A 25,302-nucleotide genomic window follows, 5' to 3' on the forward strand; every position below is an offset into this window, starting at 1 on the left:
ATCATTCATTCCCTTCTATATCGTTTCCCGCATGAGTCAAATCCCACTTGGTAGCTTTTAAGTGGGCATTGCCTTTGTTTACGAAAAAACGGATTCCCTTGCTGTCGGGCTGTGGAAAAATCCGGCTTGTAAACACTTCTTCGCCGTCGTTGATAAACAATTCGACTGAAGAGGTGTCGACAAACAAGTGAAATTGAATCTGTTCTGCCACTAGCCTGCAGGACCGAGTCGCCCCGTAGCTACTGTTGATTATTTCTCCTGCCATTGAACGATCCATTGTTACCTTCTGCATAACGGTATTATAAGTAATAACGGTACGCTCTTTTTCACTGGAGCGGATTTCAATTCCGACGGCTTCGGCCTCGAGTGGATCAAATGTACAGATCATCTCAAAAGCGGCGCCGGCAATGCCATCATACGTTTTTGCTTCATTCGTTAACGTATCCTGTACGTCGCTTCGCTTTTGTCTCAGCTTCTGTAGTTCTACTACTGGCTTCTGTAGCAATTTGCCGTCGCATAACTCCAATGTTCTCGGCAAAGTTAAACAATGTGCCCAACCGTGGGAGTCTGTTGGATAGCCAATCTCCGGCTGCCCCATCCAAGCGACCATAATTCTCCGCCCTTGCATATCTTTCATCGTTTGTGGCGCATAAAAATCAAACCCTCTATCCAGCTCATGAAAGCAGCCATGGCTAAAAACAAGCGTTTCTCGATTCAAAGGCTTGCCAGTGACGTAGCCCGACTGATACAGGTTCAAAAAGCGATCGCCTTCAGGGGCTAAGCCTTGGGGACAAAACAAGAAAACACCTTGTCCGTCCAGCTCGAAATAATCTGGGCATTCCCACATATAGCCGAAATCATTCAGGTTGGTGCCCATCTCCCCAACGAATCGCCATTCCAACAAATCAGGCGACTCATACACGACGGCAGTGCCTGTGAAGTCATTCCGCTGAGTGCCGATGACGCAGCGATACATATCGTCGTCCTTCCACACTTTCGGATCACGAAAATGGGCTGTATATCCTGCTGGAACTTGATCAATGACAGGCTTCTCCCATTTTGAAACGGCTCGATTTTCATCCATTACAGCGATGCACTGGGACGTTTGCCTGTTCCAATTCTCGTCCCTAGCATTCCCTGTATACATTAAATGCAATTGTGAGTCTTTGACGATGCCACTTCCTGAGTAAACGCCATGGGAGTCAAAAGACGTATCAGGCGCGATCGCTTTCCCAACATTGCGCCAATGGACAAGGTCTTTTGAGGCCGTATGGTACCAGTACTTGAGCCCATGGTACGTTCCAAGAGGAAACCACTGATAAAAAAGATGATACTCTCCTGCAAAATAAGCAAAACCGTTAGGGTCGTTTAGCAAGCCGGTAACAGGCTGAATGTGATAGGTTTGCCTCCACTCGCTTTCCTTCACCTGCTTTTGCAAAGCAGCGATTTCTTCAGGAGAAGCCTGTTCTAGGCGGCGGTATTTCTGTTCTCTGTCCATCCTTCTTCTCCCTTGCTGATCTATTCTGTCGTTTTTTAGGAACCGGTTCCAATAAGGTGAAAAAATAATGAACACAGTTCCAAAGCCTCTGTACCTCTTCGGAACCGGTTCCATAATTAATATAATCGATGTATACTCTTGTTGTCAACGCTTTCACGCTCTATTAATTCACATTGCAGGACTGTAAGGCGGTCAACACGCTCATCGTGAACAAGTTTTATAATATGCCGTGCGGCCAAACGCCCGCCTGCCGCATATTGATATTTCACCGTCGTGAGTCCTGGGTGTATCACTTCCGTCACGTCATACCCACCAATGCCCGTTACTGAAAGATCTTCTGGAATTCGCCATTCTTTCATATGGGCCGCCTTCATAACGCCGAGTGCAATACTGTCTGTGGCGCACACAATGGCGGTTGGACGCTGCCCAGAACCGTCCAAAATCGTTGAAGCCGCTTCTACCGCAGCCGCAACCTTAAAGCCGCTCTCATAAAACTGAGCCGTGGCGCCGCTTTGCTCCTTCAGCGCTTTTTGGAAGCCGCACTTCCGCTCAACGCCTACCGCTACGTCCTGTTCCGTTACACCTAAATAGGCGATACGATTATGCCCTTTAGACAAAATGTAGCGACCGATCTCGTACCCTGCTGCATAATCATTGTAAATAATACTGTGGACGTCCGGATGCTGCTGGCCGTGAAAAATAACAGGAATGCCGATCTCCTTAATGGCCGCCAAATGAAAATCGGTAATTTGAGTAGCCAATAGGACGATCCCTGATATTTTTTGCCTTGCTAAGTCATATAAGGCCTCAATTTCACGGGATAAATCCTGGTTTGTGTTAATGATAAGCATCTGGTAGCCATTTTCTCTAAGCTCTTCTTCCATACCCGTAACAGTCTGTGCCACTGAGAAAGAATCAAGCCGGGGGACGATCACACCGATGATGCTTGTCTTCTTTGCTTTTAAGCTTTGTGCGAACGAGTTCGGAATGTATCCCGTTTCCTTGATTACTTGTTCAATTTTAAGCCTTGTCGTATCGCTGACCGAACCACCATTTAAATAGCGAGATACCGTACTTTTGGCTACCCCTGCGATTTTGGCGATGTCTGCAATTGTAATGTTCATTCGCTCCCTCCAGCTGGCCTGTTTCTTGCCCGCCCTCCTGTTGGAATCGTTTCGATTTGGCTATACACTTTGCTCTCCCTTTCCTAACTATCTCTCCTTCCTTAAATATAACATGTAGGCAGATGAGAGCAAACCGAGGCTATCACCAAGATCTACTGGATCTCCGAGAGCAATAAGATAAAAAAAGAAGCACGCTGTTCACTAAGAACAGTGCTTCTTTTTTTATCTTTGAAAACGAAGTGTAAGTATGGATCCTCTACTCTTCTCTATCTCCAAAAAGTAATTTGCTCTGGACTTAAACGAACAGAGTCATAGCCTTGTTCTGCCGCCTTTCCAATTGAAAGAATTAGCACAGGCGTGTATCGTTCTGGGTCTAACGCAAAAGCCTCTGCTAGTTGATCGGCCTCAAAGCCTCCAATCGGATTTGTGTCATATCCGTATGCTCTTGCGACGAGCATGAGTTGCATCGCAAACAAGCCACTATCCACTTTAATGACATCGTTGATCTGTTCTTTCGGTAATGTTGGGTAATGGGACTGAATGGCGGCCAATTGCTGGTCGCGAACTTCCGCTGGCATCTTCCCTTCATCCACCGCTTTATTAAAAATGTACTCGGCATTTTCATAGGACTTAAAGTCCGCAAACACTAACAACATTGCCGATGAAGTATCATTTTGCTTTGTGTTAAATTTAACAAGCGGACGAAGCTTTTCTTTGCCTTCATCACTATCGACTACAACCAAACGCCAAGGCTGCAAGTTCGCAGAAGATGGAGCCGACGCAGCATCCTCAATGATACGTAGGAGCTCCTCTTTTGGTATTTTATAAGTCGAGTCATACGTCCGAATCGAACGGCGCCCCTTGATAATTTGCATAAAGTCGTTGCTTTTTAATGTAGATGACATCGGTATCCCTCACTTTTCCTGAATTTAGTGAAGCATTAAGCACTTCACTACAAAAATCCTAAACTATAAAGTATACTTCATAGCAAGAAAAAAGCAGGGGGATTGATCATGAAAATTAGCGAAGTCGCCAAAACGTTAAATTTGCCCATCTCGACCATCCGTTACTACGAAAAAATGGGCATCGTTCCGGAACATTATGTGACCAGGGACGAAAATAATTATCGCCATTATGATGAAACAATCATCCACCACCTTCAAGTCGTCAAAACGCTCTTAGCAGTTGGCTTTTCCATTGGTGAAGTGAGGTCGATGATTGAGCGGAACGGATTTACAAAGGAAGAGCATACTCGCATACTCCAAGCGAAAATTGAGGAAATCGAAGAAGCACAAAGGAAATTAGAGCAGTCTAAGCAATATCTTTACGACATCCTCGCCTCAGATATCTCATGTGAAAAAGGGTTCGGTCAGTTGGATTAGCATTTACAACCAACCTTACAACAAGATAAACCCTTCAAGCAGACATTGTAAAACTTTAATTCACTGGCTTTGGAGTGGTTGAAGAGATGTTCTTCTACCAATTCCGTGTCACTCAACAAGTCATCTCATAGTGGTAAAAGAGAAAAGCAGCCTTTCCAGTAGCATGCCTTTCTCTTCATGTTCGCCTGTTCTCTTATTCGCCGTTAGCTGTTTCCTGCTTTTACAGTAATGCCATGGCGTTCAAGCTCTCCTTTGAGCTGCTCGGCAAATGCGACCGCATGTGCGCCATCTCCGTGAATACAAACGGTTTGTGCGTCAATCTTTACATCGGTGCCTTGCTGTGTCCGCACTTTTCCTTCCTGTATCATCCGCAGCACTTGTTCAGACGCTTCTTTTGCATCGGTTATTAGAGCGTTCGGGGCACGCCTTGATGTTAGACTGCCATCTGCTTGGTACGTGCGATCCGCAAACACTTCGCTTGCCGTTTTCAACCCTACTTTTTTCCCAGCAGCAATTAGGGCGCTTCCAGCCAGTCCATAAAAGACCAAATTGGGATCAACATCGTAAACGGCGTTGGCGATTGCCTCAGCTAGTGCTTGGTCAGCGGCAGCCATATTGTATAAAGCGCCATGTGGTTTGACATGATGGAGCTTGCCTCCTTGCGCTTTCGCAATCGCCCATAAAGCGCCAATCTGGTATACGACCAGTTCATACCCTTCTTGTGGGGAAATGTCGATGTTTCTACGCCCAAAACCGCCAATGTCAGGAAGGCCTGGGTGTGCGCCAATCGCGACACTATGTTCCAATGCACGTGCAACCGTTTCCCTCATCACATGGGCATCGCCTGCGTGGAATCCGCAAGCAATGTTGGCTGATGAAATGTAAGGCATGATTTTTTCATCGTTCCCTATCGTGTAGGCGCCGTAACTTTCGCCTACGTCGCTATTTAGATCAATGGCATTCATCAATGTCTCCTCCTTATGAGCTAGTCCATAACGTAGCGATGCCTTCTAATGCGATGTACCCTGCCGCTCCAGTAACAAGTACGGTAACCACCCCGAAAACCAATAATGGCGTGGGATGATGATAGTCGCCGACAATTTCTTTTTTGCGTGAGGCGATTAAGATTGTCGTCAATACGATTGGCAAGATCAATCCATTTAAAGCACCAGCCACAATCAATAACGTAACCGGCTGGCCGATCGTTAAAAAAATGCTTGCCGAGATCGCGATAAATCCGGCAATAAACACGCTATTATATTTAGAGAAAAGTGGATGGAATGAACGTAAAAATGAAATGCTTGTGTACGCACAGCCAATGACAGAACTAATGGCGGCAACAAACAGAACCAGCCCGAACATATAATAGCCTGTGTCGCCTAGAACGACCAAAAATGCGGTTGCTGCTGGATTGCTTGCATCGAGGCTAAAACCTGCAGACACAACGCCGAGCACTGCGAGAAACAAAAATGTGCGCATGATGATTGTCGTGACAATGCCAAGCGATGCTGCCCTGCCGACAAAGTGGACGTTTTCTTTTCCAGTAATCCCGGCATCAATAAGGCGGTGCCCGCCAGCAAAAGAAATATAGCCTCCGACCGTTCCGCCAACAATCGTCACAATTGGCAATAGCAACGCCAAAGCGTCGTCTGGTACAAATGCCTTTATAAGCGCCTCTTGATAAGGAGGGCTTGTCCGCACCATAACAAAACCAACCATGACAAGCATCACTACACCACATATTTGCATGACACGGTCCATAATCGGGCCAAAGCGCTTAACTAAAAAGAGCCCGATTGTTAATGCGGCGGCAATGAGGCCGCCTACACTTAAAGGCAAGTTAAAAAGGACATTTAACCCTAAGGCAGCACCGCCAATATTGGCAATATTAAAGGCAAAACCACCGAACAAAATTAAACCGGCAATCACATAACCAAGCCCAGGCAGCAAGTTGTTCGCTATTTCTTGTCCACGCTTGCCTGAAACGGAAATCACCCGCCAAATATTCATTTGCACACCGATGTCAATAAGGAGCGACAATAAAATCGCAAATGCAAAACTAGCAAGGTATGTTTCCGTAAAGCTCGCCGTCTGCGTTAAAAAAGCGGGCCCGATTGCCGAAGTAGCCATTAAGAAAATAGCACCGCGCAAAAACCGGCTGCGCTCCTTTTCAGATAATCGTTTTTCCATTTAAACATCGGGCCTTTCATTTCAATTTGTGATGATTTGTCAAATGAATGTGCAGCAACCTACAACGCTTCTGCCGTTTGTCGTTTTTTACTTATCGTGCAAGCCATTCCGTCCATTTTAGCGTGATTCCAACCTTTCGTTGTTGCATCGCCATTTCCTGCTGCAAAAATAAATATTGCGCTTCTTCCAAAGTTATTCTTTCAAAAGAAAATGCATCCCCTGGCCGCATTTGCGCAAGCTTGGGCAAATCAACAGCAGCGACTTGCAACATTCGAGGGTAACCACCTGTTGACTGCCGGTCAGCCATTAGTACAATCGGCTCGCCATCAGGTGGCACTTGTACGGTCCCAAACGTGACAGCTTCAGACAACAACTCCTCCTTTGTTTCACGTAAGAGCGGCGCTTCTCCCTGAAGGCGATAGCCCATTCGGTCGGAGTTGTTTTGAATCGTGAAAGACATATCAAACACATTCGTTTGGCTTTCTTTTGTAAACATTGAAAAATGGCTGCCAGGAATTGCCCGGACAACGTTCTCACTCAAAGATACAGAATCGCTCAATGAACCATTCACATGCCAATTCGAAACAAGGGGACAACCTTGCTTATCTGCTTTCTTTAGTAAAGGGGCAAGATGCTTGGCAACCTTTCCAATCGGGAGAAGATCACCTTTTTCCAATTTCCTTCCTTCGAATCCACCAAGCTTGGCACGTAAATAGGTACTCCGGCTTCCTAGAACAGCAGGCACATCAATTCCACCGGCGATCGCTAAATAAGCCCTTGCTCCTTGCCTGGCCGTTTTAAAAGTAAGCTCTTGGCCAGCAGGGACAGAAATGGCCGCTCCTAACGGGTATGGTTTCCCTTCAATGTAGGGGGTCATTCCTTTTCCCGCTACACAAATGAGACTCGCTTGTTTAAATAGAATCGTAGGGCCGAGAAGTGTCATTTCTAAGCAAGCAGCGCCTTCTTCATTTTTAACTGCAAGATTGGCACTGCGGAGAGCTAGCTTGTCCATTGCCCCGCCTTCAACCACCCCTTGATGGAGATAACCTTTGCGGCCAAGATCTTGAACCGTCGTCAACAATCCCCCTTTTAAAATCGAAATGCTCATCGTCCCGCCTCTTTCATGTGTTCATATGTTTCCGCTGAAATCGCCTCAAACCGGACGCGATCTCCTGGAGCAAGCAAGCTTGGTTGCTTGCGCTCAGGGTCAAATAATACAAGCGGTGTTCTGCCAATAAGCTGCCACCCGCCAGGCGTTTCTAGTGGATAGACACCGGTCTGGCCACCGGCAATACCAACCGTGCCAGCAGGAATCACCGCTCGGGGCTGTTTTCGTCTTGGCGCGGAAATGGCCGGGTCCATCCCGCCGAGAAACGGGAAACCAGGGGCAAATCCGATCATATAAACGAGGTAGTCACCAGCACAATGCCTGTTGATGACATCCTCGACGCTTAAATGATTATGGGCAGCAACCGCGGCTATATCTGGCCCATAGTCGCCGCCATAGCATACTGGGATGGCAATCGTTTTTCCAGGTGAAGCTTGTTCGCTTTCCCCTAAAGCATCAATCCGTTCCCTTAGCCAACATTCCACTTTTTCACAAATGCTGCTCCCTTTCATGGCTGCGCCAGCAACGTGGGCAGGGTCAAAAAATACCGTTACTCCCGTATAACTTGGGACTGCTTCAATATAGCCAGGAAAACGACGCTTGTCCAAGTCGTTCATCAACTGTCTTATCCGCGTATTGGTTGTATCACGAATGCCAGTGGCAAACGATACCGTCAACGCTCCTTCGCTTAAAGGATAAAATTGCAGGTGTTGTCCACGCATTTGCTCTCACTCCCTCATTTGCAGCGGTGGCCTCGCATTCGCAGATGTTTCAAAATAGTATATCATTCTTGCCCTTAGCAAAAAAGCGATTCAGCTACACAAAACGATGACTAAACTGGTTTAACATCAACAGACAACCTCATGCATATAAATAATGAAGTCATTCGTTTCAGGATTGTGTAGCAACAAGGAAGGATTTCGCAAAGGGAAAGCGAACCATTTACTCATCAATGTAAGCGTTTACAATTAACTAAGGAGGGACTTTCATGAAAAGATCGGTTAAACCGCTGCTTTTTATGCCGTTGCTGCTGCCGTTGCTGGCCACTGGAAGCTGTGCGAATGAAGAGGCAGTGACAACAAACGAAGTCGAACTAACATGGCTTGTCCGCAGCGACCCAAACTTAATTAAATGGGAGCACCGGGTCATTGAAGAGTTTGAAAAAGAGCATCCTGGAATTAAAGTCCGCTTACAGACGATTCCACAAGGGGAAATTGACCAAAAGTTGCAAACAATGATTGCTGGCGGCAATGTTCCAGACGTTTGGTCGCCAAACTGGGCTGATTCTGGCTTTGGTGGTTACCATAAGCTAGGTGCTTTAAAAGATTTAACGCCTTATATCGAGCAAGATCCAGAAGTGGTAGAAGGCATTGACGAAACATTGTTGGAAATTTACCGCACAGAGGAAGGAACTTTTGGGCTACCGATCTTATCGATGGGCTCTTTTCTTTACTACAATCGTGACTTGTTTGATGCGGCTGGCATCGAACCGCCGCCGACCGACTGGGAAGATAAAAGCTGGGACTGGGACGCAATGATTGAAGCAGCAAAAGCAATTACGGAAAACGATCTGCCGCCGACCCAGCGCGTTTACGGGATTTTGAATGACAATTCCCCTAACCGGGATGCATGGATGTTTGGCGGCGACTTATTTGCTGAGGAAACGTATGAAACAGGAGAACTAGTCGAGCCGACTGTGACAACCAACCCACGCAATTACGAAGCCATCCAAGCACGGTACGATTTGATTAACGAACACGAAGTGATGCCGCCGCAAAGCGAAGTGGCCGCACTTGCGCAACTAAGTGACCCATTTTTAAGCGGGCGCGTCGGCATGGTCATGAAAGGCGGTTGGGGGACACGCCAATACGCTAATACTGACTTAAACTGGGGGCTTGCAGCTTATCCTTATACAAACGAAGACCGGCAAATTCCCCTTTACGTCGACCCGTGGTCAATTAGCGAAGGCAGCAAGCATCCAGAAGAAGCATGGGAATTCCTCAAATTTTTAATGGACCCAGACAAAGCTGCTAAATGGATGGTCGAAATGACGTTAGAAAGCCCCGCTCATAGCGAATTGAAAGAACTTTGGTATGAACTGATTTCCGAGCGAACAGGCATTTCAGTGGATGATTTGCGCAAAGCAGATGAAGGCGCACTCAAATATGGACGCCCGACAGACAACCACTTAATTTCTAATTTTGCGCCTATCATGAAGCACCAAAACATGACCGTTAATGCTATTTACGACCGGCGCAAAGGCGTAGAGGAAGGACTGGAAGAGCTTCAGAACAATTTAAAGGCGCTAACTTATTAAGGAGGGATGATCGTGGCACAACCAACTTATCCAAGAGCGTTGTCAAAGCCAGCAAACAAAACCGTATCGATTGGGGCACGGCGTGAAGAAAAGTATTTTTGGCTGTTTATTTCCCCTTGGCTCGTCGGCTTTTTGCTATTTATTGGCGGACCCATTCTTGCATCGCTGTACTTTAGTTTTACCGATTATGCCATCATGGACACAGCCACTTTTGTCGGCTTGCAAAACTTCATCAACCTTTTTTCCGACCCGCTCTTTTATCGATCGCTGTTTGTGACATTCGCTTATGCAGCGCTTGCCATTCCATTTACGATGATCGTTGGACTGGGATTGGCGATGCTTCTAAACATGAAAATAAAAGGGCAAGCATTTTTCCGCACATTTTTTTATGCCCCTTCGATTATTTCTGGCGTCTCCGTCGCTTTTTTATGGATGTGGATTTTAAACCCCCAATTTGGCATCGTCAATTCCATTCTATATGAACTATTCGGCATTCAAGGGCCTGGCTGGTTTACTGACCCTTATACCGTCATTCCTTCCTTCGTGCTTATGCAGCTGACAGCAGTCGGCAGTACCATGATTATTTTTCTAGCGAGCCTGCAACAGCTGCCAAAAGAATTGTACGAAGCGGCGGCCATTGATGGTGCCGGGGCATGGCGGCGATTCCGCAATATCACTGTGCCGCTCATATCGCCTGTGATTCTTTTTAACGGGATCATCGCGCTCATTTCTTCCTTTCAAATTTTCACCCAAGCTTACGTCATCACGGATGGCGGCCCCGACTGGATGTCTTACTTTTACGTCTACTATCTGTTTGAAACGGCCTTTTTCCAAAATCGCATCGGTTACGCATCTGCACAAGCATGGATTTTGTTTTTAATCATTTTTGCGTTGACGTTCTTGTCCCTTTATGTGTCAAGAAAATCGGTCCACTATGAATATGACAAGTAAGGAAAGGAGGCTTTCTGATGAAAGGAATCTTTCGCAAAACCAATTACGCGCCTGGGGAGCTGTCCACCGCCGGTAAAGTTTTCACTTACGCTGCATTAGCCCTTGGCCTTGCTTTCTTTTTGTTCCCTGTATTATGGATGGTGTTTACGTCGCTGAAATCGCTGGAACAAATTGTTTCAGAGCCACTGTCTTTGCTGCCGAATAACTGGAATTGGAGCAATTACGTAGAGGTGTTTCAAAACCACCCTTTTGGCACCTATTTATGGAATACAACGTGGTACACAATCGTCACCGTTTGCGGCACTGTGTTCTTCTCTGCCTTCATTGCCTTTGGCTTTGCCCGCTTCCGCGCAAGAGGAAAAACATTTTTATTTGCCATCGTGCTTAGCACGATGATGTTGCCGCCACAAGTAACGATGATCCCACAATACTTGCTGTTCAATAAAATTGGCTGGGTCGACTCTTACTTGCCATTAACCGTTCCCATGCTGGCTGGCAGCGCCTTTTTAATCTTTTTGTTGCGCCAGTTTTATATGGGGTTGCCAAAAGAATTAGACGAGGCTGTCACTATCGACGGCGGCGGCTACTTTACGATTTTTTTCCGCATCATTTTGCCGCTGTCGTTTCCGGCAATGGCTACGGCTGCCATTCTTGAATTTATGTTTCGCTGGAATGACTTGATCGGACCGCTCATTTATTTGAACACGCAAGATTTGTATCCGCTTTCGTTAGGGCTCGCCAATTTTACCGCTGCTTATGCAGCAACACCGTGGCAGCTCTTGATGGCCGCCTCAGTGATGGCCGTCATACCACCGCTCGTTTTGTTCTTCTTGGCGCAAAAATATTTCATCCAAGGTGTCGTCATTTCAGGGACAAAAGGATAAAGATTCAGGGAGAGAGCTGGCTTTATACGTTTTCGGCCAACTGCTCTCCCCTGCTTTTTTAATCGAACACCTTTCCATTAAGCGACAAGCCCTCTCCTTTCCCTGCATCTACATTCCTCGATTCCAGGCTTCCGACGCACGCTAAAAATAAAAATTTTTCCACTCTTCTTTAATGAGCCCCACTTCATGGCAGAGCGCCATTAGTTTTTGGATGCCCCAAAATTGGTCACGGTTGCGTTGGTGGAGTGTAGACAATGCCTGTTCCGTCATTTTCTGTGCTTCTTCCACACTGTGATGTTCAAGGGCGTGAACCACTTTTTTTATGTTTTCAAGAAAATAGACGGTCCGGCGCATCGTGCGAATCAATAAAATTTGGCGGATATGCATGGGCGTGAACAAACGATAGCCATTTTCGGGATGACGGCCTGGATGAATCAGCCCTTCTTTTTCCCAATGGCGGATAGCCGAAGGAGGGACTTCTGTCAGTGTCGCAGCCTCGCCAATCGTCATATGGCTTTTTAACTTCTTCCCTTCAATTGGCGATAAATCTGGATTGCGGAGCAAGGCAAGCGTTTGTTCTGCGACCGTTTTTTCGTTGTACAGCTGTGCCTGTTCTCCGCTAACAAACCAAAAAGCCTTGTCCACGTCGCCATTCTGGACGGCACGGAGCACTTTTGCTGTCAACGGAAAACCAAAACCAGGAATCATAGCGCGGAGACAACGGAAATAGGCGAGATGTTCATTCGTATAAAGGCGGTACTGATTGGCCGCCCGTTCTGGCGGTGGAATAATCCCCCACGACTCATAATGGCGGAGTGCACTCGTGCTAATGTTCAGTTCACGCGCAATATCAATTGGTCGGTAATGCTTCATTGATGCCCTCCTTGCAAACTCGTGTTTTCACTATACCAATTGGCCAACGTTCCCGCAAACCTTCTTACAAATCCTTAAAGTGCTACCATAATGTTTTTTTCGGAAAATCGCTTTACATGGGAGAAACTTTCTTCAAACATTATCACTTGCATGACTGTTATAGAATAAAACTTGCTCCCTCTAAAAGGGCACAACCATTTAAGGAGGTTTTTGCATGAAGGATATGATCCGCATTCGCGGCGCACGGGAAAATAACTTAAAGAACGTGTCACTCGATATTCCAAAGCATCAGTTTGTCGTCGTTACTGGCCCCTCTGGATCGGGCAAGTCGACACTGGCACTTGACTTGTTGCAACGAGAATGCCAACGCCAATACATGGAATCGAACGGGGAATCAGGAGAGTCACTCGAAAAACCAGATGTTGATTCAATCGACGGCCTGTCCCCGTCCATCGCCGTCAATCAGCACCGCACCAATCGCAATCCTCGTTCAACAGTTGGCACGGTGACGGATATGTATACGTATTTGCGTCTCATCTTTCAAAAGAAAGGCGAAAGACGGTGCCTAGACTGTCAAACACTGATCCCACCGCCTGTCGACGAGCAAGAGGCAATCCATTGCCCTGCCTGTGCCCGTGTCCATGAACCGTTAACAAAAGCAGCGTTCTCATTCAATACACCAAGCGGTGCCTGCCCTTCATGCAGCGGCCTCGGCACGGTGACAGACATCAACAAAGAAGCCGTCTTCCAGATGGACAAAAGCCTTGAAGAAGGCGCTGTCACCTTCTGGTACGATAGTGTCCGGCAATATTACACAGCTATCCTTGAAGCAGCGGGGCGCTATTATGAACTCGACATTCGCGGAAATAAAGCGCTCAACGCTTATAGCGAAGCTGAACTCGACTTGCTTTTCCACGGCGTAGAAAGCGACGCGTTTGCACGCCATTTCCCCCATACAAAACCGCCTAAAACTGTAAGCAAAGGCAAATTCGAGGGTGTTATGACTGGCATGTGGCGCCGCTACCAAGAAAAGAACGGGCAGTCAGGCGAGGCTGCTTACTTTATCCTGCAAGATTGCCCAAGTTGCAAAGGCGAGCGCTTAAAAAAGGAAACAAGGGAAGTCACCGTCTGCAGCCGAACACTGCCTAGCATTTGCAAAAGCTCCATTCATGATCTACACGAATGGATTGGCGACGTGCAACGTTTTTACCAACAAGCTGGTGACTCGTTGCTTCATACCGTTCTCCATGATTTGTCTGTCAAAGTGGAGCGTATAATCCGCATCGGCCTTGGCTATTTGTCTCTCGATCGCAATTCAGTCACACTTTCAGGCGGAGAAGCTCAACGGCTTCGCCTCGCCTCGATCCTAGGCTCGGGTCTCACAGGCGTCTTGTATTTATTGGACGAGCCTACAGCCGGACTCCACCCTAAAGACACAGATGGGCTGGTCGATATTATGAAGCAGCTCCGCGACTTAGGCAATACCGTACTCGTTATTGAACATGATGCACGTGTCATTGCTGAAGCGGACCATGTCATTGATGTGGGCCCGGCCGCAGGGCGGTTTGGCGGAGAAATCGTCGGCCAAGGAACGTTGGCCGAGCTAATGAATCAACAGGCTTCCATTACAGGTGCTTATTTAAAACGCGAGCGCCGCCTGCAAGGGGCAAAGCGGCCGGGAAATGGGAAAACAATCACCATTCACAAAGCCAACAAGCATAACTTAAAAGACGTCACCGCCTCTTTTCCATTGCAAACATTAACCGCAGTCACAGGCGTTTCGGGATCAGGCAAATCGTCACTTGTTTTCGATGTTCTCGCCGAGGCGACTCCGTCCCATTTTGAAGGCTGCCCACATATTAGCGGGCTTGAACAAGTTGACGCGATCATTCGCGTAGACCAAGCGCCCCTTTCCCGGATGCAGCGTTCCAATGTCGCAACGTACATGGACTTGTTCGCCTATCTCCGAAAACGATTTGCCGCATTGCCCATCGCAAAAGAACGTGGATTAAACGCAAAAAGCTTTTCATTTAATACGCCAGGCGGACGCTGCGACCGTTGTGAAGGACTTGGCCAAGTTGCCGTTGACATGCATTTCCTTTCTCACTTGCAAGTAGAATGCCCCGTTTGCCACGGCAAACGCTTTAAAAAGGACGTACTTGCCGTAACATTTAGCGGCTATACCATTGCGGACATGCTAAACTTACGGATCGAAGAGAGTTTAGCGCTATTTGACGGCCAAAAAAAATTAACAGCGCTGCTCCAGCTCCTTTGTGAAGTCGGCCTTGGCTACTTGCAATGGGGCCAGCCAGTCACAACGCTATCCGGCGGTGAAGCACAGCGGTTGAAACTGGCAAAGGAACTGGCCAAACAGACAACAGGCCATACCCTTTACTTGCTGGATGAACCGACAACGGGCTTGCACCCTTCTGATATTGAAAACTTGTTCGTTTTACTTGGAAAGCTCGTTGACGCAGGCAATACCGTCGTCGTGGTCGAACATACAACAGAATTGATTGCCGCATCCGACTGGGTGATTGATATGGGGCCTGGCGGAGGAGACGCTGGCGGGAAAGTCGTTGCCATGGGAAAGCCACAAGACATTGCTCGCGAAAAAAGCTCATTTACTGGTGCCTTTTTAGCTCCTTATTTGTAACGACCAAAAAGAAGCTCACACGGACCATGTTGTGAGCTTCTTTTTTTGTTCGCTACAGGGCTTCAGGCATCGATTGCCGTTACAGAAAGATAGAAATTTAGCTAGTAAAGGGAATCCCCTTTCCATGCAATATGTTTAACTGACAGTCTCTAAAAGAGGCTACGAACAATAGAGACTAATGGAAAAACGTGCTATAATTTGAGAATAATAGCATAACGGTTTACTCAAGGGTGGTCGGCACACTCCCATGAAAGGGGGTGTTGCTGTATGACAGTATTTGAAGGAATTTCCCTTATGTTGACGTTCGGGCTACTGATCGTTGCATTGCTGTCATTTCACAACCACAAAAAATAATCCACCCTTGAGTTAGCGGCTCAGGTGGATTATTCGTAACCATCGGCCGATCCCCCTTGCAGGGAACCGAGCTATTATTTGACTGAAGGTGCTGGAACACCTTCAGTCTTTTTACTTTACTCATTTATTATGACCAGTATACCCTTTTTTTCAGGAAATGAAAACCTTGTTGTAAATTCCGTTTCCACCCTTACAACCATTCTCTTTTAGGTTGTAAGTTAACCAGGGAGACTCATTAAATGACCAAGCTCCCTTTCTTGTTTGTACAGATGGGAGGCTAGCTTATTAGTAACGTTTTTTATCGACCACACAGTCCAACGTTGTGTACTTTTATTTCATTTGTTTATGTAACTTGCTTTTATTCGCCTGTGGATAATGGAAAAGGAGCCGAATTAAAAGCACGAGTATAAACACGATACTGATTCCAACCCAGATTTTAGCCCAATCCTCATTTACGAGCAAGCACGCACCGTAACCTAGGATCGGCAACGTTGCCGCAAAGCAAGCGATTTTATAAAGCATTAAAAACGTTAATTTCCGTTTAGCCGCTAGCGCGATCGCCCTTGCCAATGCCGTCACAACCGCTATAAGGCTGTAAACGGAAAGGGCAAATAACGGAAAATACACAAACACAAAATAGACAAGGAACATAGGCAACGCCAAATCGGCAATAATTCCTTCGGACTGTAAAAATGTCTCAATAGACAATGGGATACAAACAAGGGCTGACAGCAAACCAACATATAAAAACGGGACGCCGATCCGTTCTTTGTTCAGTTGGAACACCGCCTGTCTTTGCGGAAGTCGCACTGCAAGCCGCACACGTTTTAAGAATGAGTTCATCGACAAGACCTCTTTGTAAAAGTTATCATTCGTTCCTTCTATTATACACGTACCTAAACGGATTGGCTGCCTCGATGCTGTTCTCCATTTAAAAGAAGAAGCCACTTTGTCCAATTCATTCGGAATTGGATAGAAAATCTAACGATAACAGTGATTTTCAATTATTTCTATCATATAGTTATTTAAATACCAGCTTGTGCCTAACTGGTACTGTCACAAAAGGGAGGCTATTATATGGAACGATCGGAATCCATCCCATTGAATTTCCAAGAAGTCGAACCGCCATTATCCACCCAAGAAGCGACAGATGAAGCAACTAGGTGCCTTTATTGCTATGATGCACCATGCATTACTGCATGTCCTACCGGAATTGACATCCCCTCATTCATTCAAAAAATCACAACAAATAATTTGACAGGCTCCGCTCGGACGATCATGGAGGCTAACCCGATCGGAGCCAGTTGCGCCAGGGTTTGCCCGACGGAAGAACTATGTGAAGGCGCGTGTGTCCTGAATCAGACATCGAAACCGATTATGATCGGCAAATTGCAGCGTTATGCGACTGACTGGGCGATCCAAAACGAGAAACCATTGTTTACAGCGGGCAAACGAAACGGACAGAAAGTAGCGGTTGTCGGCGGAGGGCCAGCAGGGTTATCTGCCGCGCGGGAGCTTGCTTTGCTTGGCTATGCGGTAACCGTTTATGAGGCAGAAACGGAAGCCGGCGGCCTTGATACGTACGGGATCGTCTCATTCCGTCTGCCAAAGCGCATCTCTTTATGGGAAGTCGAACAGGTCAAGTCTCTCGGCGTCTCCATTCAGACAAACACGCGTATTGGAGTCGACCTTTCTCTTGCAGAGCTACAGCAATCCTTTGATGCTGTCGTTTTAGCGGTTGGCATGGCAAACGTGCCCCCTCTCGGCATTCCCGGCGAAGAACTTCATGGCGTTTATGATGCCATTGATCTTGTAAAGGCAACGAAGTCCACCACGTTGCCCCAACAATTCCAAGGAAAGCGAGGCGTTGTCATCGGCGCCGGCAACACAGCGATTGATGGAGCGACATGCGCTGTCCGTTTAGGGGCGGAAAACGTCAAAGTTCTGTATCGCCGCACAGAAGCAGAAATGACTGCTTACCAATTTGAATATGAGTTTGCCAAACAAGACGGCGTTGAATTTCGCTGGCTTGTCTCTCCTATCGCTGTACTTGGTGATGAAAAAGGGCGCGTAACGGCTTTAAAATGCGCCGAAATGGCTTTGACTGAGGCAGATGAAAGCGGACGAAGAACACCGATTCCAACAGGAGCGACATTTGTCATCAAAACAGACTTTATCATTAAAGCGATTGGGCAAGCGCGCCATCGTTGGCTCGAAGATGTTGGCATTGCTACACACAACGGTGTTATTTCAATTGACCATCACTATGAAACATCTGTAAAAGGCGTTTTTGCCTGCGGCGACGCGATATTCGGCCAAGGGCAAGGTGAAGCAATGGTAGTTGCGGCTGCCGAACAAGGAAAGCAAGTGGCGTACGCAATTGATAAAAAACGACGCAGCCAACGGGCTGAAACGAGCGCATAAGGAGGAATTCGATGGCTGACCTCATTAGCAATTTAGCTGGCATTACATCGCCTAATCCATTTTGGCTTGCCAGCGCTCCGCCGACCAACTCTGGCTATCAAGTGCAGCGGGCGTTTGAGGCTGGTTGGGGTGGGGCCGTCTGGAAGACGCTTGGCGAACCGATTATGAACTCCACCTCCCGTTTCGCTGCCCTCCACTTCAATGGCAAGCGCGTGGCAGGTTTTAATAACATTGAACTGATATCAGACCGCCCGCTGGATGTTAATTTGCAAGAAATCGCCGATACAAAAAAACGTTTCCCCAACCATGCCATTGTCGCCTCATTAATGGTGGAACCTAAACAGGAAAAATGGCATGAGATTGTCAAACGCGTCGAGGCAGTAGGAGTGGACGGTCTTGAACTAAATTTTGGCTGTCCCCATGGCATGGCGGAACGAGGCATGGGTTCGGCCTCTGGCCAAGTGCCTGCGCTCGTTGAACAGCAAACCGTTTGGGTAAAAGAAGTGGCAACGACACCTGTTATCGTCAAACTGACGCCAAATATTACTGATATTACCGCCACGGCCGAGGCCGCTGCTCAGGGAGGCGCAGATGCCATTAGTTTGATTAACACAATCAACAGCCTGGCCGGCGTCGACATCGACACTTGGCAAACGATACCGAATGTCGATGGCCTAGGCACTCATGGCGGCTACTGCGGCCCAGCTGTTAAGCCCATTGCCTTGCATATGCTTGGCGATTGTGCCCGCCATCCGAATGTCAATATACCGATTTCAGGAATTGGCGGCATTGCTACTTGGCAAGATGCGGTGCAATTTTTGCTGATGGGCGCTTCAAACGTGCAAGTATGCACCGCTGCCATGCACCACGGCTTTCGCATTGTCGAAGATTTGCTTGATGGGCTATCCGCCTATTTAGAGGAAAAAGGGCTTGCTTCCGTGCAAGAATTAGTTGGCCAATCGGTTCATCGCTATTCTGAATGGGGCAACCTCAATTTAAACCATCAAGTCGTTGCTCGAATCAATCGGGATGTATGCATTAACTGCAACAAATGCCACATCTCCTGTGAAGATACGGCCCACCAATGCATTGGCCGCTATACAGACGAGAACGGTGCTCCTTACTTGAAAGTCGATGAAGACGAATGCGTTGGCTGCAACTTGTGCTCCATTGTTTGCCCAGTAGAGGGAGCGATTGCCATGGTGCCAAAACCGAACGGGCTGCCGCCAATGTCTTGGAATGAACGGCAGGCTGCTATAGCCAATGACTGAACCGAGCTTAAACACAAGCGGCCGAAAAAAGAGATGGTAGGGGGAAAACAATGAAACGACTTATACAAAACGGGACGATCGTGACTGCTTCTGATACGTATAAAGCTGACTTGTTGATCGAAGGTGAAACGATTGCGCAAATTGGCCAACAATTGGCTGTTCAAGGAGTAGACGAAATCATCGATGCAAGCGGCTGCTTTGTCTTTCCTGGCGGCATTGACCCCCATACACACCTGGACATGCCGTTTGGAGGCACTGTCACAAAAGACGATTTTGAAACAGGAACGATTGCGGCTGCCTATGGTGGCACAACGACAATCATTGATTTTTGCCTGACTGAGAAAGAAAAGCCGCTGCATACGGCAATAGAAGCATGGCATAAAAAAGCAGCAGGAAAAGCAGCCATTGACTACGGCTTCCATTTAATGATCGGTGAAATCAACGAAGCTGTGCTCAATGAATTGCCAGCAATCGTCTCAACGGAAGGCATTTCATCTTTTAAAGTATTTATGGCGTATAAGCATGTGTTCCAAGCCGATGATGCCACTCTATTTGAGACGCTCACAAAAGCGAAAGAACTAGGCGCTTTAGTTATGGTCCATGCCGAGAATGGCGACGTCATTGATTATTTAACAAAGCAAGCGTTGAAAGAAGGAAAAACGGCGCCTATTTACCACGCTCTCACTCGCCCTGTTGAAGCGGAAGGAGAAGCGACCGGGCGTGCTTGCCAGCTCGCCTCCCTTGCACAGTCGCAGCTTTATGTGGTCCATGTCACTTGCCAAGAGGCCGTCCAACAAATTGCCGAAGCGCGTAAGCAAGGGGCAGACATTTGGGGCGAAACATGCCCGCAATATTTAGTGCTTGATGAAAGCATGTTGCGAAAACCTGGATTTGAAGGAGCGAAATATGTATGGTCGCCGCCGCTGCGGGAAAAACAGCACCAAGACGCCCTCTGGAAGGCGCTAAAAACGGGGGCATTGCAAACCATTGGCAGCGACCAGTGTTCGTTTGACTTCGCTGGCCAAAAAGACTTGGGCGTTAACGACTTTACAAAAATCCCAAATGGCGGGCCTATTATTGAAGACCGCTTTTCGCTCCTGTATTCAGAAGGCGTAGCCAAAGGGCGCATCGGCCTTAACGAGTTTGTGGACCTCGTCTCAACACGGGCAGCCAAACTGTTCGGACTGTATCCGAAAAAAGGCTGCATCGCTGTCGGAGCCGATGCAGACATCGTCTTGTTTGACCCCCAAGCAGAGCGTGTCCTGTCAGCTCGTACACACCACCTCGCTGTAGATTACAGCGCCTTTGAAGGAATGCGCGTAAAAGGGACGCCGCGGACCGTGCTGTCGCGGGGAAAAGTTATCGTCCGTGATCAAACCTATGTCGGCACTCCAGGAGAAGGAGCGTTTCTAAAACGGGCGCGCTATGGGGAGTTATGGACGAACGATTTAGTAGGCCAGCGCTGATATGTGGGCACTTGCCCATTTATTCCGCAAACATGAACAAGCGATGTCGAAAGGAGAGGTTTGATGGCGGAACATACCCACTTTCAAAAAGAAAAAGGAGCAATTGATGCGCTTATCGCAGACGGCTATAAAATTGCATCGATTTCCGATCACTTAAACGGCTCCACGGTATTGTTCACGAAAGCAGGGACAACCAAAACCTTTTTAGCAGCAAACGCCAACGCACGTAAATATGCTTCAACCCTTTTTTGTAAAAGGCAAGCCTGGCAAACCGTTACTAGCCAAGGAGGCAATGCCCATGAACACCAATAAGCTAACAGTCAATCACGAGCGGCTTAAACAAACGCTCCAAGCGTTCGCAGCATTTGGGGCAACAGGCAACAATGGCGTCACACGCCTTGCCCTGTCTGAAGAAGACCAGCAAGCACGGGCTTATTTGCGCCAGCAATGTGAAGCGCTCGGGCTTGTAGTAACGACGGACGATCTCGGAAACATGTACAGTGTAATTCCAGGAAAACAGCGCGATGTCCCGCCCGTCTACCTTGGTTCCCACCTTGATACGGTAAAAAAAGGAGGGCGTTTCGATGGTGTCCTCGGTGTTGCAGGTGCCTTAGAAGTGCTACGCACAGTAGTCGAACATAAGCTTGAATTAAATGTGCCCCTCGGACTGATCAATTTCACCAACGAGGAAGGCGCCCGTTTTGAGCCTTCGATGATGGCATCAGGGATTTTGGCTGGAAAATTTAGCAAAGACGCAATGTTGCAATCAACAGACCAAGATGGCGTTTCTTTTGGAGAGGCTCTGGCGGCGAGTGGTTTTGCTGGCTCGGCCCACCATCGGCTGACGGACGCAAGCGCTTTTTTAGAACTGCATATCGAACAAGGACCAGTTTTAGAAGCAGAAAAGCAAACCATTGGCGCCGTTGAGTGCGTTGTGGGCATGGTTTGTTACGAAATCGAGATTTGCGGAAAATCCAACCACGCTGGAACAACGCCGCAACGGATGCGTCATGATGCACTTACCGCAGCCAACGCCTGCATGACCGCTTTCCACGAAAAGCTAGCACCGTTAGACGACACGCTCGTTTATACGATCGGACGCTTTAATGTGTTTCCGAACATCCATACAGTCATTCCTGGCCGTGCTGTCTTCACTCTTGAAGCTAGGCATCAAGACGAAGCGGTACTGGCCGCAGTAGAGACTGTGATTCAGGAAGTCGCCGGAGCATGCTCCCTTCCTTGTCAGGCAACAAAGCGATGGAGCCGAGAGACGGTTTGGTTTAACAACAGCCTCGTCGCCCAAGTAGAAGAATCGGCTAAAGCACTCGGCTATCCTTGTAAACGCATGGTGAGCGGCGCTGGCCACGATGCTCAATTTATTTCTTCCCTTGTCCCGACAGCCATGATTTTTGTTCCAAGCCGGGGAGGAATTAGTCACGCTGAGGAAGAATGGACTTCTTGGGAGGACTGCGAAAAGGGCGTCAATGTCCTATTGGAAACGGCATTGAAACGAACGATGCACGAGGAGGCGATTAAACAGTGAACACTGGAATGGAACCGACATTGGCTAAAAAAGACGAGCAATATGTCTGGCATGCGATGCAACGTCCAGGGGCCGCGCCTCTTATCGCCGATTCAGGTGAAGGGTCGTGGTTTACGGATACAAATGGCAACCGCTACATGGACGGAGTCTCTGGGCTATGGTGCCTAAATCTTGGTCATGGGCAAACGGAAATCATTGAAGCAGCGACTGAGCAAATGAACAAACTTGCCTACTTTCCCCTTTCCCTTGGCCACCAGCCAGCGATCGCTCTGGCTGAAAAATTAGCCGCTTTGCTTGGTGGCGGGTTTCGCACCTTTTTTGCCAACGGCGGCTCTGACGCGAACGAAACGGCCTTTAAAATCGCGCGCCAATACCATAAGCAAACCGGCTCCCCAGAAAAACAAAAAATCATTTCCCGTTATCGCGGCTACCATGGCAACTCCCTTGGCGCCCTTGCGGCTACGGCCCAAGCAAATCGCAAAATAAAGTACGACGCTGCTTTGCCTGGCTTTTTGCATATTCCACCGCCTTACGCCTATCGATCAAGCTTTGGCTCTGCTGCGGAAGACGACCAACGGGCCGCTGATTTTCTTGAACAAACGATTTTATGGGAAGGCCCTGAAACAATCGCCGCGTTTATAATGGAACCGATTATTTCCGGCGGCGGCGTCATTTACCCTCAATCAAACGACTATTACAAACGTGTCCGCGACATTTGCGATCGCTATCAAGTCTTGCTCATTTTAGATGAAGTCGTCTCTGGCTTCGGCCGGACCGGCAAGCTATTCGGCTTTATGCATGGCGATGACGATTTCAAACCTGACATTATCACACTGGCAAAAGGGCTTACGAGCGGCTATCTCCCACTAGGCGCTACGTGCGTTGCCGAAAATGTATATCAAGCATTCGATGGAAAAGGCGAGACCAGCCATTTCCGCCACATCTCCACCTACGGCGGACACCCGGCGTCTTGCGCGGTCGCGTTAAAAGCGATTGATATTATTGAGCGTGAACAGATTGTCAATCGAGTCGAAACGCTAGGCCATACCGTTCTTGGCAAATTGAAACAACTTGAACAACTTTCGATTGTCGGCGAAGTGCGCGGAATTGGCTTCCTTTACGGCATAGAACTTGTTCAAGATAAACAGACCAAGGAGCCAGCTGATGACGATACGATGAAAGCGATTGTAACCGCTTGCCAAAAACAAGGGCTGATCATCGGCAAAAACAGCGACACGATTCCAGGAGGAGGCAATGTTTTAATTATCGCCCCACCACTCACTTCTAGCGAAGAAGATTTAGCTTTTCTCATTGATACCGTGTCCAGCGTTCTGCGTACATTTGCTTAAGCATCAATCTAAGGCGAGCGCGTTTGCTCGCCTATTTCCACATCTGCCTTCCTATTGGCACCCTTTACAGCAAGGAAATGCATTTCAAATGTCAGCGTTCCGTTTTCTTTCCTGCCAAAAAACCGAGCCAATCCCCGCCAACGATCGGTTCATTGATATTCGCGAAACCAATTCCAGCGATATACGTGTAAGCATTTGTCTCGCTTTCGTCTGTATAGACAGTGCATTCGACACGCTCGTACTCATTTTCACTTTTGCCTTCAGGGTTATAGCCTTCCAATTCGTCAATACGGATGAGTTCCTCGCTTGTGACCGCATAAAGCTCGCCTCTAATTTTCTCCTGTCCACGAAAACGGACAATTGGATAGCCAAATGGCGTATTGTGCATTTCCCCTATGATCCAACATGTGTCCTCCACTAACTCGCTTTGCTGCAAGTAATGGTCATTTGTGCCGCCTTTTCGCAATGTGCCATAAACGAATAGGCGATGTTTGTTTCTTCCTTGCATCACACCACACCCTATTCTGACAGCTTGTTACACGGTTTCTTCAAAAAAATCTGGTATTATTACAGTTCTTCACCTACAACGGTAAAACGGCCTTTTAATACGGAAGCTTGCTCCACTTCATCGGCGACGGCAATGGCAAAGTCAGCATAGCTAATGTAACTGTTGCCCTCTTTATTCGTTGTTAATTCTTCGCTCGCTTTTGTATAAGTGCCTGTTCTGCCTCCATCTACACGAAAATCTGCTGCCGGGCTAATAAACGTCCAATCAAACGTTTTGACGTCCCGAAGGTCAGCAAGGTTTTTGCTTTGCGCTTCAGCTATCGGTTTAAAAATATCTGGAAATGAAGGCATATCTTTAAGCATCCGGCTATGGTTTTTATCAACGTATAGACTGCCAGCACCACCGACAACAAGCAGCCGAGCCGTTTTCACCTCGCTAAAAATAGCGATCAGATGACGGCCAACTGTTACGTGTTGATCTGAGTGTTCAGGCGGGAAGCCAATTGCATTGATAACGGCCTGAAACGGCATCACATCTGTTGCCGTCAAATCGTTGACATTCTTTTCAATAACATCATCCACATTAGCAGTGAGGTTGCTTTTATTGCGGATAATCGCTGTTACATGATGGCCCCGTTTTTTTAATTCCTGTGCAATTAATTGACCTGCTTTCCCTGTGGCTCCTATAACGGCTGTTTTCATACAATCAATCTCTCCTTTTTTATTTTCGTAATCGAAATAGGTACATTTAAAACAGAAAAAATCCTAATGGATTTTTCCAGGAAAACTAGCAAGCACATCTGCAAGCGTCATGCTAGCTAACACTTCTTCCATGGCCCGCTGTGCTTTGCCTAACATCACTTCGAGCACCCCTTGAATATTGGCGCCGACGTAGCAATTAGGATTGGGCTCACTATGAATATGAAACAGCTCATTGTCAGCAACAACTTGGACGGCTTGGTAAAAATCGAGCAATGTCAGCTCGTCTGGATCTTTTGCCAGCTTGGCTCCGCCTGTGCCACTACGCCCTTCAATAATTCCTGCTTTTTTTAATTGAGCAGAAATGCGGCGTATAACAACAGGGTTTGTATTGACACTTGCAGCCATCCATTCGGATGTCAAAACGGCTGTCCGCTCAGTTGCAAGGAGCGCGCCGATGTGGACCGCTACCGAAAATCGAGAGCTAATTTTCATTCGCGAATCACCCCTTTGTAACCATTATAGTTACAAAACTAGAAGAAATCAAGCATCTACACTTTAGTGAATCAACTGGAATTCGTATTTTAATCAGACTTATTCTCTCCTTGTTTAATTGAATAATGCTGCAAAAAATAGTACCCACTAAGGACAAAAAATAGGATCGGAATAATGATGTGCGGGTTATTGTGTGTGAAAAATAAAGCGT

Annotated in this window: 24 protein-coding genes; 12 read left to right on the forward strand and 12 right to left on the reverse strand. The window is 47.5% G+C overall.

Annotation, left to right across the window (positions count from 1 at the left end; translation table 11 throughout):
* Position 1: 1 nt before the first annotated feature.
* From V5G21_RS07465 to V5G21_RS07475, 3 genes are all read right to left on the reverse strand, one after another.
* The gene (locus tag V5G21_RS07465; RefSeq protein WP_011248601.1) at positions 2–1,498 is read right to left on the reverse strand and encodes a glycoside hydrolase family 32 protein; all 1,497 of its coding nucleotides are present in this window, start codon (positions 1,496–1,498) and stop codon (positions 2–4) included.
* A gap of 116 nt (positions 1,499–1,614) precedes the next feature.
* A complete protein-coding gene (locus V5G21_RS07470) occupies positions 1,615–2,622 on the reverse strand; it encodes a LacI family DNA-binding transcriptional regulator (protein WP_011248602.1) in 1,008 nt (335 codons plus the stop codon).
* Positions 2,623–2,888: 266 nt separating this feature from the next.
* Complete coding sequence (locus V5G21_RS07475; RefSeq protein WP_212929920.1) at positions 2,889–3,527, reverse strand: nitroreductase family protein; 639 nt, start codon at positions 3,525–3,527, stop codon at positions 2,889–2,891.
* Between the two features lie 108 nt (positions 3,528–3,635).
* On the opposite strand from V5G21_RS07475, the gene V5G21_RS07480 reads away from it, so the two are divergent.
* Positions 3,636–4,004, forward strand: a complete 369-nt coding sequence (locus V5G21_RS07480) for a MerR family transcriptional regulator (protein ID WP_212929919.1) — start codon at positions 3,636–3,638, stop codon at positions 4,002–4,004.
* A gap of 203 nt (positions 4,005–4,207) precedes the next feature.
* Here V5G21_RS07480 and V5G21_RS07485 read toward each other — a convergent pair whose 3' ends face one another.
* The 4 genes from V5G21_RS07485 to pxpB all read right to left on the reverse strand — a co-directional run bounded on the left by V5G21_RS07485 (position 4,208) and on the right by pxpB (position 8,024).
* A complete protein-coding gene (locus V5G21_RS07485) occupies positions 4,208–4,969 on the reverse strand; it encodes a LamB/YcsF family protein (RefSeq protein ID WP_035206160.1) in 762 nt (253 codons plus the stop codon).
* Between the two features lie 13 nt (positions 4,970–4,982).
* On the reverse strand, positions 4,983–6,194 hold the full coding sequence (locus V5G21_RS07490; RefSeq protein ID WP_035206159.1) for an NRAMP family divalent metal transporter: 1,212 nt from the start codon (positions 6,192–6,194) through the stop codon (positions 4,983–4,985).
* 91 nt (positions 6,195–6,285) lie between these two features.
* On the reverse strand, positions 6,286–7,302 hold the full coding sequence (locus tag V5G21_RS07495; RefSeq protein ID WP_035206158.1) for a biotin-dependent carboxyltransferase family protein: 1,017 nt from the start codon (positions 7,300–7,302) through the stop codon (positions 6,286–6,288).
* Positions 7,299–8,024, reverse strand: coding sequence for a 5-oxoprolinase subunit PxpB (gene pxpB, locus V5G21_RS07500; RefSeq protein ID WP_011248609.1), 726 nt, complete (start codon positions 8,022–8,024; stop codon positions 7,299–7,301). The genes V5G21_RS07495 and pxpB overlap by 4 nt, the downstream gene beginning before the upstream one ends.
* A 266-nt stretch (positions 8,025–8,290) precedes the next feature.
* Here pxpB and V5G21_RS07505 point away from each other — a divergent pair, with 266 nt between their 5' ends.
* The 3 genes from V5G21_RS07505 to V5G21_RS07515 are packed head-to-tail and all read left to right on the forward strand — an operon-like array spanning position 8,291 to position 11,454.
* Positions 8,291–9,619, forward strand: coding sequence for an ABC transporter substrate-binding protein (locus V5G21_RS07505; protein ID WP_035206156.1), 1,329 nt, complete (start codon positions 8,291–8,293; stop codon positions 9,617–9,619).
* A gap of 6 nt (positions 9,620–9,625) precedes the next feature.
* On the forward strand, positions 9,626–10,570 hold the full coding sequence (locus tag V5G21_RS07510; protein WP_211182984.1) for a carbohydrate ABC transporter permease: 945 nt from the start codon (positions 9,626–9,628) through the stop codon (positions 10,568–10,570).
* Between the two features lie 17 nt (positions 10,571–10,587).
* The gene (locus V5G21_RS07515; RefSeq protein WP_011248612.1) at positions 10,588–11,454 is read left to right on the forward strand and encodes a carbohydrate ABC transporter permease; all 867 of its coding nucleotides are present in this window, start codon (positions 10,588–10,590) and stop codon (positions 11,452–11,454) included.
* A 141-nt stretch (positions 11,455–11,595) separates the two neighbouring features.
* Here the strand turns inward: V5G21_RS07515 and V5G21_RS07520 are convergent, their stop codons facing one another.
* Positions 11,596–12,327, reverse strand: a complete 732-nt coding sequence (locus tag V5G21_RS07520; protein ID WP_035206154.1) for a MerR family transcriptional regulator — start codon at positions 12,325–12,327, stop codon at positions 11,596–11,598.
* Positions 12,328–12,541: 214 nt separating this feature from the next.
* Between V5G21_RS07520 and uvrA the strand changes: the two genes are divergently transcribed.
* Together uvrA and V5G21_RS21415 are read left to right on the forward strand one after the other, a co-directional pair.
* Positions 12,542–14,983 carry an excinuclease ABC subunit UvrA gene (gene uvrA / locus V5G21_RS07525; protein ID WP_035206152.1) on the forward strand — a complete coding sequence of 814 codons (2,442 nt, stop codon included), beginning with the start codon at positions 12,542–12,544 and terminating at the stop codon, positions 14,981–14,983.
* Positions 14,984–15,277: 294 nt separating this feature from the next.
* Positions 15,278–15,337 (forward strand): putative holin-like toxin, encoded by a 60-nt coding sequence (locus tag V5G21_RS21415; RefSeq protein WP_367576454.1) that lies wholly within the window; start codon positions 15,278–15,280, stop codon positions 15,335–15,337.
* 330 nt (positions 15,338–15,667) lie between these two features.
* Here the strand turns inward: V5G21_RS21415 and V5G21_RS07530 are convergent, their stop codons facing one another.
* Positions 15,668–16,180: a hypothetical protein gene (locus V5G21_RS07530; protein WP_035206151.1), complete on the reverse strand. Its 513-nt coding sequence runs from the start codon at positions 16,178–16,180 to the stop codon at positions 15,668–15,670.
* A 234-nt stretch (positions 16,181–16,414) separates the two neighbouring features.
* Here V5G21_RS07530 and V5G21_RS07535 point away from each other — a divergent pair, with 234 nt between their 5' ends.
* From V5G21_RS07535 to V5G21_RS07560, 6 genes are all read left to right on the forward strand, one after another.
* Positions 16,415–17,761, forward strand: coding sequence for an NAD(P)-dependent oxidoreductase (locus tag V5G21_RS07535; protein ID WP_011248615.1), 1,347 nt, complete (start codon positions 16,415–16,417; stop codon positions 17,759–17,761).
* A gap of 11 nt (positions 17,762–17,772) precedes the next feature.
* Positions 17,773–19,032, forward strand: coding sequence for an NAD-dependent dihydropyrimidine dehydrogenase subunit PreA (gene preA / locus V5G21_RS07540; protein WP_035206150.1), 1,260 nt, complete (start codon positions 17,773–17,775; stop codon positions 19,030–19,032).
* A gap of 50 nt (positions 19,033–19,082) precedes the next feature.
* Complete coding sequence (gene hydA, locus V5G21_RS07545) at positions 19,083–20,498, forward strand: dihydropyrimidinase (protein ID WP_035206149.1); 1,416 nt, start codon at positions 19,083–19,085, stop codon at positions 20,496–20,498.
* A gap of 63 nt (positions 20,499–20,561) precedes the next feature.
* A complete protein-coding gene (locus V5G21_RS07550) occupies positions 20,562–20,810 on the forward strand; it encodes a hypothetical protein (protein WP_035206148.1) in 249 nt (82 codons plus the stop codon).
* The gene (locus tag V5G21_RS07555) at positions 20,797–22,041 is read left to right on the forward strand and encodes a Zn-dependent hydrolase (protein WP_035206146.1); all 1,245 of its coding nucleotides are present in this window, start codon (positions 20,797–20,799) and stop codon (positions 22,039–22,041) included. Before V5G21_RS07550 ends, V5G21_RS07555 begins: the two co-directional genes overlap by 14 nt.
* Positions 22,038–23,390, forward strand: a complete 1,353-nt coding sequence (locus V5G21_RS07560) for an aminotransferase (protein WP_302467584.1) — start codon at positions 22,038–22,040, stop codon at positions 23,388–23,390. Before V5G21_RS07555 ends, V5G21_RS07560 begins: the two co-directional genes overlap by 4 nt.
* A 91-nt stretch (positions 23,391–23,481) precedes the next feature.
* Here the strand turns inward: V5G21_RS07560 and V5G21_RS07565 are convergent, their stop codons facing one another.
* From V5G21_RS07565 to V5G21_RS07575, 3 genes are all read right to left on the reverse strand, one after another.
* Entirely contained in the window at positions 23,482–23,898 is a 417-nt protein-coding gene (locus V5G21_RS07565; RefSeq protein WP_011248621.1) for a gamma-glutamylcyclotransferase family protein, read from the reverse strand.
* Between the two features lie 59 nt (positions 23,899–23,957).
* Complete coding sequence (locus V5G21_RS07570; protein ID WP_035206144.1) at positions 23,958–24,599, reverse strand: NAD(P)-dependent oxidoreductase; 642 nt, start codon at positions 24,597–24,599, stop codon at positions 23,958–23,960.
* A gap of 63 nt (positions 24,600–24,662) precedes the next feature.
* Entirely contained in the window at positions 24,663–25,091 is a 429-nt protein-coding gene (locus V5G21_RS07575) for an Rrf2 family transcriptional regulator (protein ID WP_035206143.1), read from the reverse strand.
* Between the last annotated feature and the right edge of the window lie 211 nt (positions 25,092–25,302).

The sequence above is a fragment of the Shouchella rhizosphaerae genome (genome assembly GCF_036700015.1).
In the GTDB taxonomy this organism is placed as follows: Bacteria; Bacillota; Bacilli; order Bacillales; family Bacillaceae_D; genus Shouchella; species Shouchella rhizosphaerae.

Bases quoted from the DNA above. Each gene is read 5' to 3' on its own strand.
- V5G21_RS07465 (WP_011248601.1), bottom strand. From the start codon at position 1,498: ATGGACAGAGAACAGAAATACCGCCGCCTAGAACAGGCTTCTCCTGAA.
- V5G21_RS07470 (WP_011248602.1), bottom strand. From the start codon at position 2,622: ATGAACATTACAATTGCAGACATCGCCAAAATCGCAGGGGTAGCCAAA.
- V5G21_RS07475 (WP_212929920.1), bottom strand. From the start codon at position 3,527: ATGTCATCTACATTAAAAAGCAACGACTTTATGCAAATTATCAAGGGG.
- V5G21_RS07480 (WP_212929919.1), top strand. From the start codon at position 3,636: ATGAAAATTAGCGAAGTCGCCAAAACGTTAAATTTGCCCATCTCGACC.
- V5G21_RS07485 (WP_035206160.1), bottom strand. From the start codon at position 4,969: ATGAATGCCATTGATCTAAATAGCGACGTAGGCGAAAGTTACGGCGCC.
- V5G21_RS07490 (WP_035206159.1), bottom strand. From the start codon at position 6,194: ATGGAAAAACGATTATCTGAAAAGGAGCGCAGCCGGTTTTTGCGCGGT.
- V5G21_RS07495 (WP_035206158.1), bottom strand. From the start codon at position 7,302: ATGAGCATTTCGATTTTAAAAGGGGGATTGTTGACGACGGTTCAAGAT.
- pxpB (WP_011248609.1), bottom strand. From the start codon at position 8,024: ATGCGTGGACAACACCTGCAATTTTATCCTTTAAGCGAAGGAGCGTTG.
- V5G21_RS07505 (WP_035206156.1), top strand. From the start codon at position 8,291: ATGAAAAGATCGGTTAAACCGCTGCTTTTTATGCCGTTGCTGCTGCCG.
- V5G21_RS07510 (WP_211182984.1), top strand. From the start codon at position 9,626: ATGATCGTGGCACAACCAACTTATCCAAGAGCGTTGTCAAAGCCAGCA.
- V5G21_RS07515 (WP_011248612.1), top strand. From the start codon at position 10,588: ATGAAAGGAATCTTTCGCAAAACCAATTACGCGCCTGGGGAGCTGTCC.
- V5G21_RS07520 (WP_035206154.1), bottom strand. From the start codon at position 12,327: ATGAAGCATTACCGACCAATTGATATTGCGCGTGAACTGAACATTAGC.
- uvrA (WP_035206152.1), top strand. From the start codon at position 12,542: ATGAAGGATATGATCCGCATTCGCGGCGCACGGGAAAATAACTTAAAG.
- V5G21_RS07530 (WP_035206151.1), bottom strand. From the start codon at position 16,180: ATGAACTCATTCTTAAAACGTGTGCGGCTTGCAGTGCGACTTCCGCAA.
- V5G21_RS07535 (WP_011248615.1), top strand. From the start codon at position 16,415: ATGGAACGATCGGAATCCATCCCATTGAATTTCCAAGAAGTCGAACCG.
- preA (WP_035206150.1), top strand. From the start codon at position 17,773: ATGGCTGACCTCATTAGCAATTTAGCTGGCATTACATCGCCTAATCCA.
- hydA (WP_035206149.1), top strand. From the start codon at position 19,083: ATGAAACGACTTATACAAAACGGGACGATCGTGACTGCTTCTGATACG.
- V5G21_RS07550 (WP_035206148.1), top strand. From the start codon at position 20,562: ATGGCGGAACATACCCACTTTCAAAAAGAAAAAGGAGCAATTGATGCG.
- V5G21_RS07555 (WP_035206146.1), top strand. From the start codon at position 20,797: ATGAACACCAATAAGCTAACAGTCAATCACGAGCGGCTTAAACAAACG.
- V5G21_RS07565 (WP_011248621.1), bottom strand. From the start codon at position 23,898: ATGCAAGGAAGAAACAAACATCGCCTATTCGTTTATGGCACATTGCGA.
- V5G21_RS07570 (WP_035206144.1), bottom strand. From the start codon at position 24,599: ATGAAAACAGCCGTTATAGGAGCCACAGGGAAAGCAGGTCAATTAATT.
- V5G21_RS07575 (WP_035206143.1), bottom strand. From the start codon at position 25,091: ATGAAAATTAGCTCTCGATTTTCGGTAGCGGTCCACATCGGCGCGCTC.